This is a genomic window from Actinomycetospora chiangmaiensis DSM 45062, assembly GCF_000379625.1.
GTDB lineage: Bacteria > Actinomycetota > Actinomycetes > Mycobacteriales > Pseudonocardiaceae > Actinomycetospora > Actinomycetospora chiangmaiensis.
The window spans coordinates 213,392-230,305 of record NZ_KB903218.1 but is presented as its reverse complement, the minus strand read 5'-3'; the positions used below and the strand labels follow the sequence as shown (position 1 = coordinate 230,305).

Annotated in this window: 16 protein-coding genes; 9 read left to right on the top strand and 7 right to left on the bottom strand. The window is 73.9% G+C overall.

From position 1 onward, the window contains the following. Nucleotides 1-128: 128 nt before the first annotated feature. Complete coding sequence (locus A3CO_RS0105795) at nucleotides 129-1,298, top strand: alkane 1-monooxygenase (protein ID WP_018331292.1); 1,170 nt, start codon at nucleotides 129-131, stop codon at nucleotides 1,296-1,298. On the opposite strand, the gene A3CO_RS0105790 is transcribed toward A3CO_RS0105795, so the two are convergent. Beyond that, nucleotides 1,280-1,864 (bottom strand): TetR-like C-terminal domain-containing protein, encoded by a 585-nt coding sequence (locus A3CO_RS0105790; protein ID WP_018331291.1) that lies wholly within the window; start codon nucleotides 1,862-1,864, stop codon nucleotides 1,280-1,282. The two genes, A3CO_RS0105795 and A3CO_RS0105790, sit on opposite strands and share 19 nt — an antisense overlap. Before the next feature lie 70 nt (nucleotides 1,865-1,934). Here A3CO_RS0105790 and A3CO_RS0105785 point away from each other — a divergent pair, with 70 nt between their 5' ends. From A3CO_RS0105785 to shbA, 4 genes are all read left to right on the top strand, one after another. Beyond that, on the top strand, nucleotides 1,935-3,146 hold the full coding sequence (locus A3CO_RS0105785; protein ID WP_018331290.1) for an MFS transporter: 1,212 nt from the start codon (nucleotides 1,935-1,937) through the stop codon (nucleotides 3,144-3,146). A 462-nt stretch (nucleotides 3,147-3,608) separates the two neighbouring features. Beyond that, nucleotides 3,609-6,128 carry an ABC transporter ATP-binding protein gene (locus A3CO_RS30350; RefSeq protein WP_018331289.1) on the top strand — a complete coding sequence of 840 codons (2,520 nt, stop codon included), beginning with the start codon at nucleotides 3,609-3,611 and terminating at the stop codon, nucleotides 6,126-6,128. Between the two features lie 177 nt (nucleotides 6,129-6,305). Further along, a complete protein-coding gene (locus A3CO_RS0105775; protein WP_018331288.1) occupies nucleotides 6,306-6,863 on the top strand; it encodes an RNA polymerase sigma factor in 558 nt (185 codons plus the stop codon). Further along, nucleotides 6,853-7,551, top strand: a complete 699-nt coding sequence (gene shbA / locus A3CO_RS30345) for an RNA polymerase sigma factor ShbA (RefSeq protein ID WP_018331287.1) — start codon at nucleotides 6,853-6,855, stop codon at nucleotides 7,549-7,551. The genes A3CO_RS0105775 and shbA overlap by 11 nt, the downstream gene beginning before the upstream one ends. Nucleotides 7,552-7,583: 32 nt before the next feature. Here shbA and A3CO_RS30340 read toward each other — a convergent pair whose 3' ends face one another. The 6 genes from A3CO_RS30340 to A3CO_RS35350 form a co-directional block, all read right to left on the bottom strand. Continuing rightward, entirely contained in the window at nucleotides 7,584-8,630 is a 1,047-nt protein-coding gene (locus A3CO_RS30340; RefSeq protein ID WP_018331286.1) for an ABC transporter substrate-binding protein, read from the bottom strand. Nucleotides 8,631-8,704: 74 nt separating this feature from the next. After that, complete coding sequence (locus A3CO_RS30335; protein ID WP_018331285.1) at nucleotides 8,705-9,385, bottom strand: ABC transporter permease; 681 nt, start codon at nucleotides 9,383-9,385, stop codon at nucleotides 8,705-8,707. A 10-nt stretch (nucleotides 9,386-9,395) separates the two neighbouring features. After that, nucleotides 9,396-10,100, bottom strand: a complete 705-nt coding sequence (locus tag A3CO_RS0105755; RefSeq protein WP_018331284.1) for an ABC transporter permease — start codon at nucleotides 10,098-10,100, stop codon at nucleotides 9,396-9,398. Continuing rightward, complete coding sequence (locus A3CO_RS0105750; protein ID WP_018331283.1) at nucleotides 10,097-11,095, bottom strand: ABC transporter ATP-binding protein; 999 nt, start codon at nucleotides 11,093-11,095, stop codon at nucleotides 10,097-10,099. Before A3CO_RS0105750 ends, A3CO_RS0105755 begins: the two co-directional genes overlap by 4 nt. Then, nucleotides 11,092-11,994 carry an IclR family transcriptional regulator gene (locus A3CO_RS30330; RefSeq protein WP_018331282.1) on the bottom strand — a complete coding sequence of 301 codons (903 nt, stop codon included), beginning with the start codon at nucleotides 11,992-11,994 and terminating at the stop codon, nucleotides 11,092-11,094. The genes A3CO_RS0105750 and A3CO_RS30330 overlap by 4 nt, the downstream gene beginning before the upstream one ends. Nucleotides 11,995-12,143: 149 nt before the next feature. After that, on the bottom strand, nucleotides 12,144-13,127 hold the full coding sequence (locus tag A3CO_RS35350; protein WP_018331281.1) for a CE1 family esterase: 984 nt from the start codon (nucleotides 13,125-13,127) through the stop codon (nucleotides 12,144-12,146). Between the two features lie 109 nt (nucleotides 13,128-13,236). Here A3CO_RS35350 and A3CO_RS30320 point away from each other — a divergent pair, with 109 nt between their 5' ends. The 4 genes from A3CO_RS30320 to A3CO_RS0105720 are packed head-to-tail and all read left to right on the top strand — an operon-like array spanning nucleotide 13,237 to nucleotide 16,914. After that, the gene (locus A3CO_RS30320; protein ID WP_018331280.1) at nucleotides 13,237-14,685 is read left to right on the top strand and encodes a class I adenylate-forming enzyme family protein; all 1,449 of its coding nucleotides are present in this window, start codon (nucleotides 13,237-13,239) and stop codon (nucleotides 14,683-14,685) included. 32 nt (nucleotides 14,686-14,717) lie between these two features. Next, entirely contained in the window at nucleotides 14,718-15,824 is a 1,107-nt protein-coding gene (locus A3CO_RS0105730) for an acyltransferase (RefSeq protein ID WP_157647089.1), read from the top strand. Next, the gene (locus tag A3CO_RS0105725) at nucleotides 15,743-16,516 is read left to right on the top strand and encodes a phosphosulfolactate synthase (RefSeq protein WP_018331278.1); all 774 of its coding nucleotides are present in this window, start codon (nucleotides 15,743-15,745) and stop codon (nucleotides 16,514-16,516) included. The genes A3CO_RS0105730 and A3CO_RS0105725 overlap by 82 nt, the downstream gene beginning before the upstream one ends. Then, complete coding sequence (locus tag A3CO_RS0105720) at nucleotides 16,516-16,914, top strand: VOC family protein (protein ID WP_018331277.1); 399 nt, start codon at nucleotides 16,516-16,518, stop codon at nucleotides 16,912-16,914. Before A3CO_RS0105725 ends, A3CO_RS0105720 begins: the two co-directional genes overlap by 1 nt.

Here is a 16,914-nt window from a genome sequence, read left to right as displayed (position 1 = left end):
GACGCCGGCAACGACGCATTGCTGCCACAACCGGGCCGGTGCCCGAACTGATACAAAAACTCGGTCTTGTTTCTATCGCGACGCCCTGTCACAGTTATTCGTGTACGGGGAGCGTGAGGAGGCCGACGATGACCATCGAACAGGCACGGGAACCGGAGCTCGAGAAGCAGGAGCCGTGGCGCGACCGGCGCCGGTACCTGTGGCCCCTGGGCACGCTGATGCCCGCCCTGCCGATCGCGGCCTACGGCCTCGTGCACGCGACGGGCCTGAATCTCTTCTGGTGGCTCGGCCCGATCATCCTGTTCGTGGTGCTGCCCGCGCTGGACCTGCTGATCGGGACGACCGACGACAACCCGCCGGAGTCCGAGCGGGCCCGTCTGGAGGCCGACCGGTACTACCGGTGGATCACCTTCCTGTTCCTGCCGGTGCAGTACGTGAGCCTCGTGTTCAGCTGCTGGGTCTGGGCCACGCAGGACCAGGGCGTCATCAGCGACATCGGGCTCGCCCTGACCATGGGCGTCGTATCGGGCGTCGCGATCAACACCGCGCACGAGCTCGGGCACAAGCGCGAGGAGAACGAGCGCTGGCTCTCGAAGATCGCGCTCGCCACCTCCGCGTACGGCCACTTCTACGTCGAGCACAACCGCGGGCACCACGTGCGCGTCGCGACCCCCGAGGACCCGGCGAGCTCGCGCCTCGGTGAGAACTTCTGGCTGAGCTTCCTGCCGCGCAGCGTCTGGGGATCGCTCTCCAGCTCGTGGCACCTGGAGAAGAAGAAGTTCGCGCGCCACGACAGGAGCCACTGGACCTGGCGCAACGACATCCTGATCGCCTGGGCGATGACGATCGTGCTCTTCGGCGCGCTGATCGCGGTGTTCGGCCTGGCCGTGCTCCCGTGGCTGCTGGTGCAGGCGTTCGTCGGGTTCAGCCTGCTGGAGGTCGTGAACTACCTCGAGCACTACGGGCTCAAGCGCCAGCGCCGTGCCGACGGCCGGTACGAGCGGGTCGACCCGCGGCACTCCTGGAACGCCGACCACACCGTGTCGAACCTGCTGCTCTACCAGCTGCAGCGGCACTCCGACCACCACGCGAACCCGGTCCGCCGGTACCAGACGCTGCGCCACTTCGAGGAGTCGCCGCAGCTGCCCAGCGGCTACGGCACGATGATCGTCGTCGCGGTGATCCCCCCGCTGTGGCGGGCGATCATGGACCCGAAGGTCCGGGCGCACTACGACGGCGACCTCGAGCTCGCCAACGTGCTGCCCCGCAAGCGCCGCCGCTACGGCGTGAGTGCCTGAGCTCCGCCCAGGAGCTTCCCGACGAGGGCCCGTACCCGATCCCCGGGTGCGGGCCCTCGCTGCTGCGCGGGGACGAACAGCGCGGCGTAGTACAGCGGCGACAGCAGACCGTCGACCACGGCGTCGACCTCCGGCACCTCTCCCCCGCGCGCGGTCTCGCGCTCGAGGATCGCCGTGATCTGGGCGCGGCGGTCGGCGGTGCAGGCGCACGCGGCGGTCTCGCCGGCGCCGATGGAGGCGCGCATGAGGGCGAGGGAGTCCGGGTCGGCGAGGTCCCGGGCGACGTCGGTCGCCCACCGCTCGAGGTCGGCGCCGAGGCTGCCGGTGTCGGGGACGACGACGTCCCCGGTGAAGCGGTGCTCGGCCACGGAGGTGAGGAGCTCGGCGACCGAGCCCCACCGCCGGTACACCGTCGTCGCGTGCACGCCGGCCCGCGCGGCGATCACCGGGATCGTCAGGTCCTCCGTGCGCACGCCCTCCGCGACGAGGTTGGCCACCGCACGATGCACCGCCGCCCGCACCCGGGCCGACCGGCCACCCGGCCGGGAACCGCTGGTCTCGCTCACATCCCGATCCTAACGCAGCGATCTTTGCTCGACACGTGCTAGCGTCGCCGACGTGCAAACGCAGCGATCTGTGCGTCCCGAGGATCGGACCCGCGCCCGGCTCTTCGCGGCCGTCGGCGGCATCGTCGTGCTCTTCCCGGCCGCCTCGAGCGTGCCGAGCCCGCTGTACCCCGTCTACCAGCAGCTCTTCGGCTTCTCGGCCGCGACGCTGACCGTCGTCTTCGCGGTCTACGTCGTCGGCCTGCTGGGGGCGCTCCTCGTCGTGGGCGCGCTGTCCGACCACGTCGGCCGCCGCCCGGTCCTCGCGGGGGCGATCGCCCTGGAGGCCGTCGCCTTCGTCGTCTTCCTGACGGCGGGTGGGGTCCCGGCGCTGCTCGTGGCCCGGTTCCTGCAGGGCATCGCGACCGGCGCCGCCATCACCACCCTGGGCGCCACGATGGTCGACCTCGCCCCCCGCGAGGCGCCGCACCGGGCCGGCATGGTCACCGGGGTCGGCACCCTCGCCGGGCTGGCGGCGGGCGCCGTCGGCGCCGGCGCGCTCGTCCAGCTCGCCCCGGCCCCGACCCGCCTCGTCTGGATCGTGCTCCTGGTCCTCCTCGCCGGCTCCGCGCTGATCGTGGCCGTGCTCCCGGAGACCGCGACGCGACGGCCCGGGGGCTGGGCGTCCCTGATCCCCCGGGTCGGCGTCGCGCCGCGCCTGCGAGGCGAGGTGCTGGCCCTGACCCCGGTCCTGGTCACGAGCTGGGCGCTGGGCGGGCTCTACCTGTCGCTCGGGCCGTCGATCGCGGCGACGCTGCTCGGGGTGCAGTCCCGGCTCGTCGGCGGCCTCGTGGTCACGCTGCTGTGCGGCACGGGCGCGGTGGCGTCCTACCTGCTGCGCACCCGACCCATGCGCTCCCTCGTCGCCCCGGCCTCCGGGCTGCTCGCGGTCGGCACCCTGGTGACACTGCTCGGGATGGCCCTGGCCTCGGTGCTCGTCGCCGGGCTCGGCACCGTGATCGCCGGGGTCGGGTTCGGCGCGGCCGCCCTCGCCTGCTTCGGGGTCTTCGCCGAGATCGCGGAACCCCACGAACGCGGCGAGCTGTTCGCGACCTTCTACGTCATCTCCTACACCGCGTTCTCCGTGCCCGCCGTCCTCGCGGGAGTCGGCAGCGGCATCGTCGGTCTGGCCACCGCCGCGGAGACCTACGGCGCCGTCGTGGTGGTCCTCGGGGCGGCCGCCGGGGCGCTCACCGTGGTGCGCTCCCGCCGTCGTCGCCCCGCCTTGACAGGAACGTCCTGAGTGGATTCTGAGAAGGTCCGCCCTTGACGGGTCTTTGGTTTCGGGGCCGGTCCCTTGACCGGAGGATTGATGCATTCACAGACATGTGCGCATCACTCGATCGGGTGACAGCTGGCTCACAGCAAATCCTTAAGTCGTGACCCGATCGTGACCAGGCCTCGCCGACCGGCGAGGGATGGTTCCTTCCCCCGAGAGGATCGATCGTGGGCTTCTCCCTGCTGGATGGCTGCGCTCCCCCAAAGCACAAGCACCACCACCACAAGCACTGCCACTGCCACGAGTGCAAGCCGCAGCACTGTGAGCCGAAGCGCGAGTGCAAGCCGAAGCACTGCTGCGACGACTGACGCAGTCCGTGTGAGCGGCGCGGGCCCGGACCACGGGCCCGCGTGACGACGACGGTCCGGCCGGTGACCTCCTGGGGGAGGTCCCCGGCCGTTCTGCCGAGCGGGACGGGAGGAGACCGTGGGCGCGCACTCGCCGACGACGACGGCGGACTCCGGGGTGACGGGCGACGGCGTGGCGGACGACGGACCGGACCTCGCCGCTCCCCCGCTCACCCTGCGGGCGATCGTCCGGCGGTTCGGGCGCCACACCCACGGCGACCGCACCAAGCTCGTCCTCGCCTTCTTCTTCATGGCCGCCTCGACGGCCTGCGACACCTACGTGGTGACGATGTTCGCCCGCATCGTCGACGGCGCCACCGTCGCGCGGTCCATGGCCGCGGTGTGGCCCTCCGCGATCGAGTGGATGGCGCTGACCGCGCTGGGCGGCGTGCTGTCGGTGACCGGCGGCTGGCTCATGGTCGGCGCCGCGGAACGATTCGTGTTCCGGCTCCGCCACGACGTGTTCGAGCACCTCCAGCGGCTCGGCCCCTCCTTCTTCTCCCGCCACGCCACCGGCGACCTGATCTCGCGGCTCTCCACCGACATCGACGGGGTCGAGGCGCTCGCCTCCTCCGGGATCGTCACGACGCTCATCGCGGTCGGCACCGCGATCGCCTACGCCGCCGCGGCCGTGCTCGTGCAGTGGCAGCTCGCCCTGATCGTGGTCGCGCTCGCCCCGCTCATGTGGCTCACCAGCCGCATCACCGGGCGGTTCACGCGCACGGCGGCGCGCGTGGAACGGGCCGCCGCGGGCGAGGTCGGGACGTCCATCCAGCAGTCGCTGCAGAACCTCCCGATCGTCCAGTCCTACGGCACCGAGAGCGTCGAGAGCGCCCGCCTCGACCACCACGCCGAGGTCTGGTGGCGCGCTCGGGCCCGCGAGAGCCGGCTGCAGATGATCTACGCGCCGATCTCGACGATCATCCAGAGCGGCGCGCTGCTCGCGGTGCTGATCGCGGGCGCGGCGTTCATCGCGGCGGGCGAGCTGACCGTCGGCGGCCTGTTCGGCTTCGCCGCCTACCTCGGCTACCTCTACCCGCCGCTCTCCCAGCTCGGGTCGCTCAACCTCACGATCACGGCGGCGTCGGCGTCCTGCGAGCGGCTGCTCGAGATCCTCGACGCCGAGCCCGACGTCATCGACGTCCCGGACGCCCTCGGCTCCCCCGTGCGCACCGGCCGGGTGGAGCTCCGCGACGTCCGCTACGTGTACCCGGGCACCGAGTCCGCCGGGCTCGGCGGCGTGTCGCTCGACGTGCGGCCCGGACAGTTCGTGCTGGTCACGGGCCCGAGCGGCGCCGGGAAGTCGACGCTCACCCGCCTGCTGCTGCGCTTCGTCGACGTGCAGTCCGGCGCGATCCTGCTCGACGGCGTCGACGTGCGGGACCGGACCCTCGCCGCCGTCCGCGGCGCTGTCACGCTGCTCCCGCAGAAGCCCATGCTGTTCGACCTCACGGTGCGGGAGAACATCGCGTACTCCCGCCCCGACGCCACCGACGCCGAGATCGAGGCGGCAGCCCGTGACGCCGGGGCGCTCGACTTCGTCCGCGAGCTCCCGAACGGCTTCGACACCCTCGTCGGCGAGGACGGCGCCGTACTCTCCGGCGGCCAGCGCCAGCGGCTCGCGATCGCCCGTGCCCTGCTGCGCACCTCCCCGGTGCTGGTCCTCGACGAGCCCACCACCGGTCTGGACGCGCCCACCGCTCGCGCCGTCCTCGACCCGCTGCGCCGCCTGTCCGGCGGGCGCACCACGATCGTCGTCAGCCACGACCTCACGCCCGCCCGCGACGCCGACCTCGTCGTCGTCCTCGACGCCGGCAGCATCGTGCAGCAGGGCCGCCACGCCGACCTGCTCGCCCGGCCCGGGGTCTACGCCGACCTCTGGGCCGCGCAGCAGGGCGACCGTCGCGACGTCGAGCCGGTGCCGGTCGCGCCCGCCCGCCCGGCCCGGCCGGTGCCCCCGCGGCGCCCGCAGCCCGTACCGGCCCTCGTCGACGCGGTGGTGACCAACCCGCTCCGCCTGCTCGCGCTCGCGGCCGCCGACGCCGCGATCTCCGCCACCACCCGCCCGACGCCCCTGCACGTCCGTGGCGGCACGGCGTCACGGCGCGCGCCCGCTGACCGGGGATCGCGCACCGTCGCGCCGGCTGCGTCGGGACCACGGCCGGGCCGGACGACGCCGGCACCCGCGCCCTCACGCGGACGCGCGCCCTCACCCGTCGCCACACCGTCACCTGGACCCACGCCGTCACCCACGCCGGCGCTCGGAACCGCGCCGGCGCCCGGACCTGCGGCGGCGCCCGGACGACCGGGCCGTTCATCACGCTCCATCGGCACCGACGACCCGTTCGTGCCGAACGGACCCGTCCCGCGCCCCACACCGCCGCCCGTTCCCACGCCCCCTCACGCGCCCGCCGTGCCCGGGCCGCGCGACCCGGCGTCGGGACCGACCCCCGCGAGCCGGGCGCACCCGACGTCGGGACCCTCCCGTCACGACGGAGCCTCCCCGCGTCGGCGCACGGTGGCCGACCTGGTCAGCGGCGCCCCCGAGGGCCGCTCCGCCCACCGCCGGCCCGACGCGGAACCGGTCCACCCCCGCTGACCGGCAGCTGGTGCTGCTCCGTCCGGGTGGTTCGGTCACGAAAGTGTGACGGGACGGTCTCGGACGCCCCTTCCCGGGTGACACGGTCGACGAGGCCATCGGGGAGGCCCACATGCACGAGCACCGCCGGACGGACCCGCCGGGCCGGAGGGGCGCCACGCCCTTCCCGGGCGAGCGGTGACCGGCCGCACCCCGCAGGACGACGACTTCGACGCCTTCGTCCGTCGTGGTCACCAGGACCTGCAGCGCCGGGCCTGGAAGGTCGCCATCCAGAACGGCACCGACCCGGCCACGCTGTTCTCCCACGCGCTCGAGGTCCTGTGGCGCAAGTGGCCGCAGATCGTCCCCGAGGACGGTGTGCGGTTGCGGTTCGCCGCGATCGTCATGGTCCGGAAGGCGCACGGCGAGCGCACGTCCTCGTGGCGCCGCCACGAGTTCCCCGACGACGGGTCGACGGCGCTCGACCGGGAGGTACCCGCAGGGCAGTGGGGGGCCGACCCGGCGTCGGAGGTGGTGCGCCGCGAGCGCCGGCTGGAGTTCCACCGCGCTGTCGCGCGGCTGCCCGAGGAGGAGAAGCGGATCATGATGTACCGGACGCAGGAGATCGGTCTCGAGCAGATCGCGCGGGAGATGGCCACCGGCATCGGGACGGTGCGCAATGGCATCGCCCGGGCCAACCGCCTCCTGCGCAAGGACCTCGGGTTGCCGCCGCGGGAGGACGACGATGCGCGCTGAGCCCTCCGCCGCCCGCCTGTTCTCGGGCGTCGCCCCCCACGACGAGGGTCCCGACGCCCGCCTCGACGGTCTCGTCGACCGCGCCCGCACCGGCGACCGGGGCGCGCTCGAGCAGGTGTTGCGCGTCGTGCGCCCGCTCGTCGTCCGTTACTGCCGGTCGCGGCTGGGGCGCACCGCGACGTCCGCCGGGGAGGCCGACGACGTCGCCCAGGAGGTCTGTCTCGCCGTGCTCCGCGCCCTGCCCGACTACCGCGACCAGGGGCGTCCCTTCCTCGCCTTCGTCTTCGGCATCGCCACCCACAAGGTCGCCGACGCCCACCGGGGCACGGCACGGCGTCCCGTCCCGGTCGAGGTGACGCACGACAGGGCCGATCCCGACGACGGACCGGAGACGCTGGCCGTGCGCCGGGCCGGCGAGCCGGGCCTGCTGCGCGTGGTCGCCGCCCTCCCCGCCCGACAACGGGAGGTGCTCCACCTCCGCGTCGTCCTCGGGCTGTCCGCCGAGGAGACCGCGGCGGCGATCGGTTCGACGGCGGGTGCCGTCCGGGTCGCGCAGCATCGCGCCCTGGCCACCCTGCGGCGCAGCTTCCCGAACGGGCCTGCCGACGCCGGTCCGACCGGTGACGCCGAGCTGGACGCGCTGGTCGTCGACGCCGACACCGCGCTCGGCGACCTCGTCGACGGCTGAGGTCGGGGGCCGGGTCCCGGCCCCCGACTCGCCTACTTCAGGCCGTTGGCGGCGAGGAACTGCCCGGCGACGTCGGCCGGCTGGGCGCCGTGACCCTGGACCGCCGAGTTCAGGGCCTGGATCGCCTGCGTCGAGAGCAGCGAGCTGACCCAGTTCAGGGTCTGGGTGAACTCCGGCCCCTCGGACTGGACCACCGACTGCTTGACGATCGGCGCCACGTACTGGAACCCGAAGATGCCCTTCGGGTCGGCGAGCGCCGTGTACTTGTTCGAGAGCAGCTGGTAGTCCGTGCTGAAGGCGTCGGCGGCCTGGGCGGTGCCCTGGTCGATCGCCGTGTACTGCGAGCCGGCCTGCACGGGCAGGTAGCCCATCCCGGTCAGCCCGTACTGCTGCTGCATGCCGAGGAAGCCGGTCTGGCGGGTCTTGAACTCGACCGGCCCGGCGATGGTGGCGCCGGCACCGCCCGGCCCGACCTTGTTCAGGTCACCCACCGCGGCCAGCCCGTGCTGCTGGGCGTAGGCGTTCGGCACGATCACCGTGTCGGTGTCCTGGAACGGCGTCTGGAGCAGCACCGTGGACTGCCGCTGCGACTCCTCGAACTGCTTGGCCGCCTGGTAGGTCCCGGACGCGCTGGTCGGGGGGTTGGTCTGCTTGGCGACGCTGGTGACGATCTCGCCGAGGTACTCGGGGTACATCTGGATCTGGTTCGAGCTCAGCGCCGTGTCGATGAGCTCCGACCCGCCGATGTTCGACTTGATCGAGACCGCGTAGCCCTTGGCCGCCAGGGCCTGGCGGTAGAGCTCGCCGAGCACGAACTCCTCGGGGAAGTTCTTGTCCCCGATGACGATCGCGGGCTTCCCGGCGCCGGGCGTGCCCGCGGGGAGCTGGATCGACCCGGGCATCGCGGTCACCGAGACGGCATCGGCGGGGACGCTGGAGTTCGCGCTGCTCGGGGCGGTGCTCGGCGCGGCCGACGAGCTGCTGCCTCCCCCGCCGCAGGCGGCGAGGAGGAGCGCCCCGGCGGCCGCGACGCCGACGAGGGACAGTCGCCCGAGGCGACCGCCGGTGGTGGTGGACATGGATGTCTCCTTCTGCAGTACCCGCCACGGTCGGCGGTGTCGATGGGGCGTGCGGAGGCTGGATCCGACCGGGCTCAGGCGGGCACCGGGGCCGGGACGCCCCGGGCCTGGGTCGCCAGCAGGCGCAGGCCGGTCGGGGTGACGGCCCGCTCGATCAGGCCCAGCAGGTAGTCGCCGGCGAAGGCCAGCACGACCGAGACGGTCGCCGCGGCCATCACGCCGGCGTAGCCGTAGCCCGCCTGGTCGTTGATGATGTCGCCCAACGTGTCCGTCCGGCCCGCGAACACGGCGAGGTAGGCGGTCGCGACGACGTACACCCACGAGGTGCGGACGCCGGTCATGATCAGCGGCACCGACGAGGGCAGCTCGACGCGGAAGAGGATCTGCGGGCCGGTCATGCCCATCCCCCGCGCGGCCTCGACGGTGCCCGGGTCCACCCCCTCCACCGCGGTGAAGGTGTTGGTGAGCACGAGGGGGAAGGCGAGGACCACGAGCGCGATGAGGATGTTGGTGAAGCCGAACCCGACGAAGGCGATCGCGATCGCGACGAGCGCGAGCGTGGGCAGGGAGCGGAACACGTTCGTCACCGTCACGACGGCGAACGAGAAGCGGTGCAGGTGTCCGATCCAGGCGCCGAGCGGCAGCGCCAGGACGACGGCCACGAGCACGGCCACCACCGACAGGAGGATGTGCCCGAGGGTGATCTGCAGCAGCAGGCCCGCGTTCTCGCCGAAGAAGGAGAAGTAGCTGCTCATCGGGTGCTCCTCATCGCGCGGCCCGCAACCACGGGGTGACCGCCCAGCGGATGCCGAGGACGACCGCGTCGGCCACGAGCGCGAGCAGGATCGTCAGGATCCCGGTCGCGACCAGTTCGGTGTCGAACAGCGTGTGGATGGCGTCGAAGATCGGTTTGCCGAGGCCGAGGGGGGCGACCGCGGCCGCCACGGTGGCGAGCGAGATGACGGTGACCGTGGCCACCCGGACCCCGGCCATGATCGACGGCAGGGCCAGCGGGAATCGGATGCGGAAGAGGATCTGGGCCGGGGTGAGCCCCATGCCCTCGGCCGCCTCGATCGCGTTGCGCGGCACGGTCCGCAGGCCGGTGAGCGCGTTGCGGAACAGCAGGAGCAGCGTGTAGCTCGTCAGGCCGATCTCGATCGTCGTCAGCGAGATCCCGGTGATGGGGACGAAGGCGATGAAGAAGGCCAGGGACGGGAACGTGTAGAGCAACGTGGAGAGGCCGCCGAACCCGGTGGCGAACCAGTCCCGGGAGAACGCGAACAGCGCGGCGGCCAGCGAGATCACCAGACCGGCGACCACTGCGATGAGCGTGATGTACACGTGCTGGACCAGCGCGGGGGCGAGCACCGAGCTCCAGTTCCCGGTCACCCAGGACCAGCACAGGGGGTCGTCCGGCGAGCACTCGGTGCCCGAGAAGACCGGGATGACCTGCGCGGGAAGGCCCGTCACACCGTGCTCCCGGAGACCGCGCCCTGCAGCTGCGCGAGCGAGACGCGCCCGAGGACCCGGTCGCCGTCGGTGACCCGCACCGAGTCGGTGCCCGCCGCGAACAGCGTCGAGAGCCCGATGCGCAGCGAGGCGTCGGCGTCGACGCTGGGCCCGGACCCGTCGTCGGGGAGCCCGTCCGGGGCGACGATCTCGCGCATCGTGCGCAGCGAGAGCCGCTTGAGGCCGCGGTCGGCGCCGACGAAGTCGGCGACGTAGTCGTCGGCGGGGTGCGCGAGCAGCCCGTCGGCGGTGCCGTACTGGGCGAGGACGCCGCCCTGGCGCAGGACCGCGATCCGGTCCCCCATCTTGATGGCCTCGTCGATGTCGTGGGTGACGAAGATGACCGTCTTGTCGATCTCGCTCTCGAGGTTGAGGAACTCGTCCTGGATCTCGGTGCGGGTGATCGGGTCGAGCGCCCCGAAGGGCTCGTCCATGAGCATCACCGGCGGGTCGACAGCCAGCGCGCGGGCCAGCCCGACGCGCTGCTGCTGGCCCCCGGAGAGCTGGGCGGGATAGCGCTTGGCGAACGCCCGGTCGAGGCGCACCAGGTCGAGCAGTTCGTCGGTGCGCGCCCGGATGCGGTCGCCCGACCAGCCGAGCAGGTTCGGGATCACCGCGATGTTCGCCGCGATCGTCATGTGCGGGAACAGGCCCACCTGCTGGATCACGTAGCCGATGTCGCGGCGCAGGGAGGTGACGTCGACCGACCGGATGCTCCGGCCGCCGATGGTGATGTCGCCGGAGTCGAAGTCGATCAGGCGGTTGACCAGCTTCATCGCCGTCGTCTTGCCGCCGCCCGAGGGGCCGACGAGGCAGCAGGTCTCCCCGGCCCGCACGGTCAGCGACAGGTCGTCGATGGCCGGGGTCTCCTGGCCCGGGTACCGCTTGACGACGTGGTCGAAGACGATGTCGGCCGGGGGTCGGTCGGGGGTGCGGGGCTCAGGGGTGGCGGTCATGTCTGGGCGTCCTCGGGGTCCGGGGCAATGGGGGTCGGCGGGGCGGACGGCCGGGCTCCGGGCCCGCGGGGCCGGCCGGTCAGGACGGACCGGCGCACGGGCGGCGGGCCGCCGAGCGCGCCGGAGAGGGCGTCCGCGGCCGCGACGAGAGCCGCCGCGGCGTCCTCGAGAACCGGCGCGAGGCGGGAGCGCGGCCCGCTCAGCCCGACCGCGGCGACGACCCGGCGCGTGGCGTCCCGCACCGGCACCGCGAGGGCGGCGAGTCCCCCGGCGTCGTCGTCGTCGAGGCTCCACCCGCGCCGCCGGTCCTCCCGCAGCCCGACCAGCAGCGCGTCGAGCGAGCGGGGGGCGACCGCGCCGGGCAGACCGCCGAGGACGACCAGGCGGGCGACGTCGTCGTCGGCGAGGTCGGCGAGCAGCGCGCGGCCGAGCGCGGAGCCCGCCAGGGGCACGGTCCGGCCCACCCAACCCACGGTGCGCAGTTCGAGCCCCGGTGCGGCGGTGGCGAGCGTCAGGCACAGCCCGCCCGTGCGGACGCCCACCTCGACGCGCTCACCGAGGCGCACCGACTCCCGCTCGACGAGGAGGTCCGCCTCGGTCCGCAGCCGCTCGTCCACCGCGTGCGCGGCGAGCGCGAACAGCCGCGCCCCCAGGCGGTAGCGCGCCGAGCGCGGTTCCCGCTCGACGTAGCCCTCCTCGGCCAGCCCGCGGAGCATCCGGGAGACCGAGGACTTGTCCCGGCCGAGCCGCCGCGCGATCTCGACGACGCCGAGCCCCGTAGCGCCCTCGGGTGCCCCCAGCATCTCCAGCACGGTGAGCGCCCGCGACCAGGCCGAGGACCCGTTCTCGTGCTCCCCGGCCGGCTCCGTCGCGGCACGCGTGCTCCGGCTCGCGGCCACGGGCGCTCCTCCCTCCCCGGGAGTTGCGGCCCGGACAATGCGTCCGCGAATCCTGACCGCGGGGCGTGAAGATGTTGTCAGGAAAACAACGGCAGGAGCGCCGCGGCCGATCTCGTGATGTTTTCGTGATCCCTTTCGGGACGATCACGTCAGAACGGACGCAGCGACTCGTCGCGAATGATTCCGATGGCGGGATCGGCCAGGAACCTGCCGATGACGGCGGACATGGGCGGTCCGTCGTTTCCGGTCGGCCATGCGTGCGCATGTCCGGGATAGAGCCGGAACACGACACGCGTCCCGCTCGCGCACCGCCAGGTGGTGGTGTCCCCGGCGACGGCGGGCGGAGTGGCGCAGCCGTCGCGGGTACGGAGCCAGGCGAGCCCGGTCGCGACCGGGGGCTCGGGCGTCGACCCGTGATCGCGCCCTGCGAGGGGCATGACGGTGTCCGCGGAGCCGGCCGCGAGGAGGTAGGACACCGGCCGGGGCGCAGCCGGGCCGGGACAGCGCCCGAGCGGCACGGCCCCGTAGGTCGCGAGCGCGGAGAAGGGCGCCCGCGGGTCGCAGGTGAGGTCGTAGGCCAGCTTGCCGCCGTTGGAGTAGCCGACCAGGGCGATGCGCCGATCGTCGATGTCGACGTGTTCCTGCAGGTCGGCGACGGCGGCCTGCACGAAGGCCGCGTCGTCGGGCCGGTGCACGGCCGCCGGTCCGCAGCACCCGTGGCCCGCGTTCCACGAGGCGCCGAGGCCCTCGGGGTAGAGCAGCGCGGCGCGACCCTCGGCGGCGAGCGCCCCCAGGTCACTGACCGTCACCGCCGCCCCGGGCGACTGCCCGCGCCCGTGCAGCACCACCACCAGTGGGAGCGCACCCCGCGTCCCGACGGCGGGCCGGACGAGCACCGAGGTCCGCCGGAGCCCGTCGACGACGACGCTGCGGGTGCTCAGCACCGTCCCGGCGGGCGCCACGAGCGGCATCGTCACGGCGGCGACGGCCGGGCCGGTGCTGACCGCCGGGACCATCGGCGGTGGCGCCGGCGGTGGTGGCGCGGGACGGAGCGCGACATATCCGACGAACGACACGAGCAGAACGGTCACCACGGCCGTGATCGCACCGGCGGGCCGCAGACGACGTTCCATCGTCGGCCAGCCTAGAACGACCGGGAAGTATTTCCGTGAATCGTCGACTTCAGCGGACCTCCAGCGCGCACACAGCTCGAACACAGCCGGTCGGGCCACGGTCGGAGCGGTGAACGGAATCGCGGAACTGCTCTCGCACGGCGCGCACCACCGTCCGGTGTTCCTCGCCGCGCGCGGCACGGCACGCATCACGCACGGTGACCTGCGCGGTGCCGCGGACCGCTGGGGCGACGCGCTGGACCGCGCTGGGATCGCCCGCGGGGCCCGGATCGCGATCGCCGTCGCCGACCCGCTGACCTTCGCCACGGTGCACCTGGCCGTCCTCGCCGCCGGCCGGGTGTCGGTGCCGCTCGACCCCGGCGCGCCCGCGGCGGAGCGCCGCCGGACGACGGGCCGGACGCGCCCGGTCCTGCTCGTGACCGACGGCGGCCCCGCCACCGGCGACCTCCCCACTGTCGTCGTCGACCACGCCGGGCGCCCCGGGCCGCTCCCGGTCGTCGGCCCGCACCGCGGCAGCGACGACGGCGGGGCGACCCTGCTGGCGACGTCCGGGTCGACCGGGGAGCCGAAGGGCGTCCTGCTCACCGCCGACCGCCTCCGCCACGTCGCCCGCGCGGTCGCGGACCACCTCGAGCTCACCCCCGCCGACCGTGGCCTGACCCCGCTGCCGCTCTTCCACGTGAACGCCCAGGTGGTCGGCCTGCTCGCGACCCTCACGGCCGGCGCCTCCCTCGTGCTCGACGCCCGGTTCCACCGCACCGACTTCTGGGAGCGCGCCCGCGCCCACGACGTCACGTGGATCAACGCCGTCCCCGCCGTCCTCACGGTGCTCGGCCGGGACCCGGTCGACCCCGTGCCGCCCCCGGGGCTGCGCCTGCTGCGCTCGGCCTCGGCCCCCTTGCCCGCCGCGGTCCGCACGGCCGTCGAGGAGCGGACGGGCGTCCGGGTCGTCGAGAGCTACGGGATGACCGAGGCGGCCAGCCAGATCACCGCGGCGCCGCTGCACGAACCGTGTCCCCCCGGCTCGGCCGGTCGGGCGGCGGGCGCCGAGGTCGCCGTCCATGACGCCGCGGGCCACCCCGTCGGTCCGGGCGTGCGCGGTCGCGTGTGGATCCGCGGGGCCGGGGTGATCACGGCCTACGAGGACGGTCGCGCCGCCGAGCGGTTCGCCGCCGGGTGGCTCGACACCGGCGACGTCGGGCACCTGGACGACGCCGGCTTCCTCTTCCTCGCCGGCCGCGACGACGACGTGATCAACCGGGGCGGGGAGCTGCTGCACCCCCGCGAGATCGAGGAGGTGCTGCTGGGCGACCCGCGCGTCGCCGAGGCGGTCGTCGTCGGCCGGCCCCACGACGTGCTCGGCGCCGTCCCCGTGGCCTGCGTCCGCGCGACTCGGGGCGGCGCGGAGCTGGCCGACGCCCTGCACGCCCGGTGCCGGGCGGAGCTCAGCCGCTGGAAGTGCCCCGTCGACATCCAGGTCCTGGCCGACCTCCCGCGCGGCGCCACCGGCAAGGTCCGTCGGGCCGACCTCCGCGAGCTCGTGGCGGCCGGCGCGTGACACCCGGGGACCGGGTCTGGCCCGCGGAGGTGATGCGGGTCCTGACCTTCGCCGCCGTCATCGCCGTGCACGCCACCGCGGTGGGCACGGCGACCTCGAGCGTGGGCGCCGGCGCGGTGCTGATGCTCCTGCACGCCACCCGCGAGGCGTTCTTCGTGCTCACGGCCTTCGTCCTGGTGCTGCGCTGGGCCGGGCAGCCGCTGCCGTACGGCACGTTCGTGCGCCGCCGGTTCCTGCTCATCGGGGTGCCCTACCTCGTCTGGTCCCTGCTCTACGCCGGACTGTTCGGCGACGACCTGCGCACCGCCGCCGTCGCGGTGCTCACCGGCACCGCCGAGTACCACCTCTACTTCCTGCTGGTGTCCCTGCAGTTCGCGGTCCTGTTTCCGCTGCTGCGCGGGCTCCTCGCCCGCACCCACGGCCACCATGGCCTGCTCCTCGCGGGCGCCGCCGCGCTCCAGCTCGCGATCGACGCCCTGATGCACGCCGACCCCGGCGCGCAGAGCTGGGCCGGGGTGCTCGCCCCGACCTACGTGGGCTGGTTCGTCGGCGGCGGCCTGCTCGCCCTGCACCGCGACCGGGTCCGCCGGGCGCTCGCCGGGCGCGGCACCCTCGTCGCCCTCGGGGTCCTGACGACGGCTGCGCTCGCCGAGGCCGTGTACCTGCTCGCCGTCCGCGGCGGCACGACACCGGCGCTCGCCGCCGACGTCTTCCACCCCGCCGTCGCGCTCTGGTCGGCCGCCGCCGTCGTCGGGATGTGGACCCTCGGCGAGGTGTGGTCCACGCGGGCGGGCGGCGTGCCGACCGGCCGCGCCGCTGCGGCCGTGCGCTACGGCTCGGACCGCTCGTTCGGCGTGTTCCTCGCCCACCCGATGCTGATGTACCTCGCCACCGTCGCCGGATCGGCGGCCCTGCTGCGCGACCTGCCCGGCCCCGTCGTCGCCGTCGTGCTCTACGCCGTCGGCGCGGTCGGCTCCCTGGTCGTCGTCGCGGTCGCCCGCCGCACCCCCCTGAGCCTCGCTCTCACCGGCAAGTCCCGTCCCTCGAGGAGGAACCCGTGTTCATCGACTCGCCGTACGCCCCGCCCGCCGTCCCGCTCCGCCCCGCCAAGCCCCGCCCGCGCGGGCGGACGATGGTGATCGACACCGGGACGCCCACCCGGGCCTTCGAGGACCTCGTCGAGAGCCACGGGGACCTCGTCGACGCCGTGAAGTTCGGCTGGGGCACCTGTCTGGTCACCCGCGACATCAAGACGAAGATCGACATCTGCCGGGCGGCGGGGGTCGACGCCTACTTCGGCGGGACGCTGTTCGAGCGCTACGTCGCGGGCGACGCCGTGGACGACTGGGTGGCGCTGCAGCGCGCGGCCGGCGTCACCACCGTCGAGATCTCCGACGGCACCGTCGTGATGTCCGCGACCGAGAAGTCGGGCTGGATCCGGCGGATGGCCGAGGAGTTCACCGTCATCAGCGAGGTCGGGTTCAAGGACGGCGGCCGGTCGATGACCCTGACGCACGCGGACTGGGCGTGGTCGGTCTGCTCCGACCTCGCCGCGGGCGCGACGACCGTGACGCTGGAGGCGCGGGAGAGCGGTCGCAGCGGCTTCTGCACCGCCGACGGGACGCCCCGCGAGGACGTCCTCGAGGCGCTCGCCGGGTGCGGCGCCCCGCTCGACGACCTGCTGTTCGAGGCGCCGACGCGGGCGTTGCAGGTGGACCTGCTCGGCCGGTTCGGCACGGACGTCAACCTCGGGAACGTGGCCACGGCCGACGTCGTCGGGCTGGAGACGCTGCGCCTGGGGCTGCGCGCCGACACGTTCGGACGCTGCTGATGCGCGAGACCCGCGACGCCTTCCACCTCGCGATCCCCGCCCGCGACCTCGACGAGGCCCAGGAGTTCTACCTGGCCGGGCTGGGGTGCCGGCTCGCCCGCCGCTACGCCGACCGCATCACGCTCGACTTCTTCGGCGACCAGGTCGTGTGCCACCTCTCCGACGGGTGGGAGCGGCATCCCGCGCTCTACCCCCGCCACTTCGGCGTGACCTTCCGGGAGGGCGCGGACTGGGACCGGCTCCTCGCCCTCGTGGAGACCCGGAAGCTCCCGCTCTTCGCCGAGCCGTCCCGCCGCTTCGAGGGCCTCGTCGAGGAGCACCGGACGTTCGTGGTGGCCGATCCGTCGAACAACCTGCTGGAGTTCAAGCACTACGACGATCCGCGGATGATGTACTGA

Excerpts from the sequence above, each read along its gene's own strand:
- A3CO_RS0105795 (WP_018331292.1), top strand. The coding sequence starts at position 129 with ATGACCATCGAACAGGCACGGGAACCGGAGCTCGAGAAGCAGGAGCCG.
- shbA (WP_018331287.1), top strand. The coding sequence starts at position 6,853 with ATGCGCGCTGAGCCCTCCGCCGCCCGCCTGTTCTCGGGCGTCGCCCCC.
- A3CO_RS30340 (WP_018331286.1), bottom strand. The coding sequence starts at position 8,630 with ATGTCCACCACCACCGGCGGTCGCCTCGGGCGACTGTCCCTCGTCGGC.
- A3CO_RS30335 (WP_018331285.1), bottom strand. The coding sequence starts at position 9,385 with ATGAGCAGCTACTTCTCCTTCTTCGGCGAGAACGCGGGCCTGCTGCTG.
- A3CO_RS0105750 (WP_018331283.1), bottom strand. The coding sequence starts at position 11,095 with ATGACCGCCACCCCTGAGCCCCGCACCCCCGACCGACCCCCGGCCGAC.
- A3CO_RS35350 (WP_018331281.1), bottom strand. The coding sequence starts at position 13,127 with ATGGAACGTCGTCTGCGGCCCGCCGGTGCGATCACGGCCGTGGTGACC.
- A3CO_RS0105730 (WP_157647089.1), top strand. The coding sequence starts at position 14,718 with ATGCGGGTCCTGACCTTCGCCGCCGTCATCGCCGTGCACGCCACCGCG.
- A3CO_RS0105720 (WP_018331277.1), top strand. The coding sequence starts at position 16,516 with ATGCGCGAGACCCGCGACGCCTTCCACCTCGCGATCCCCGCCCGCGAC.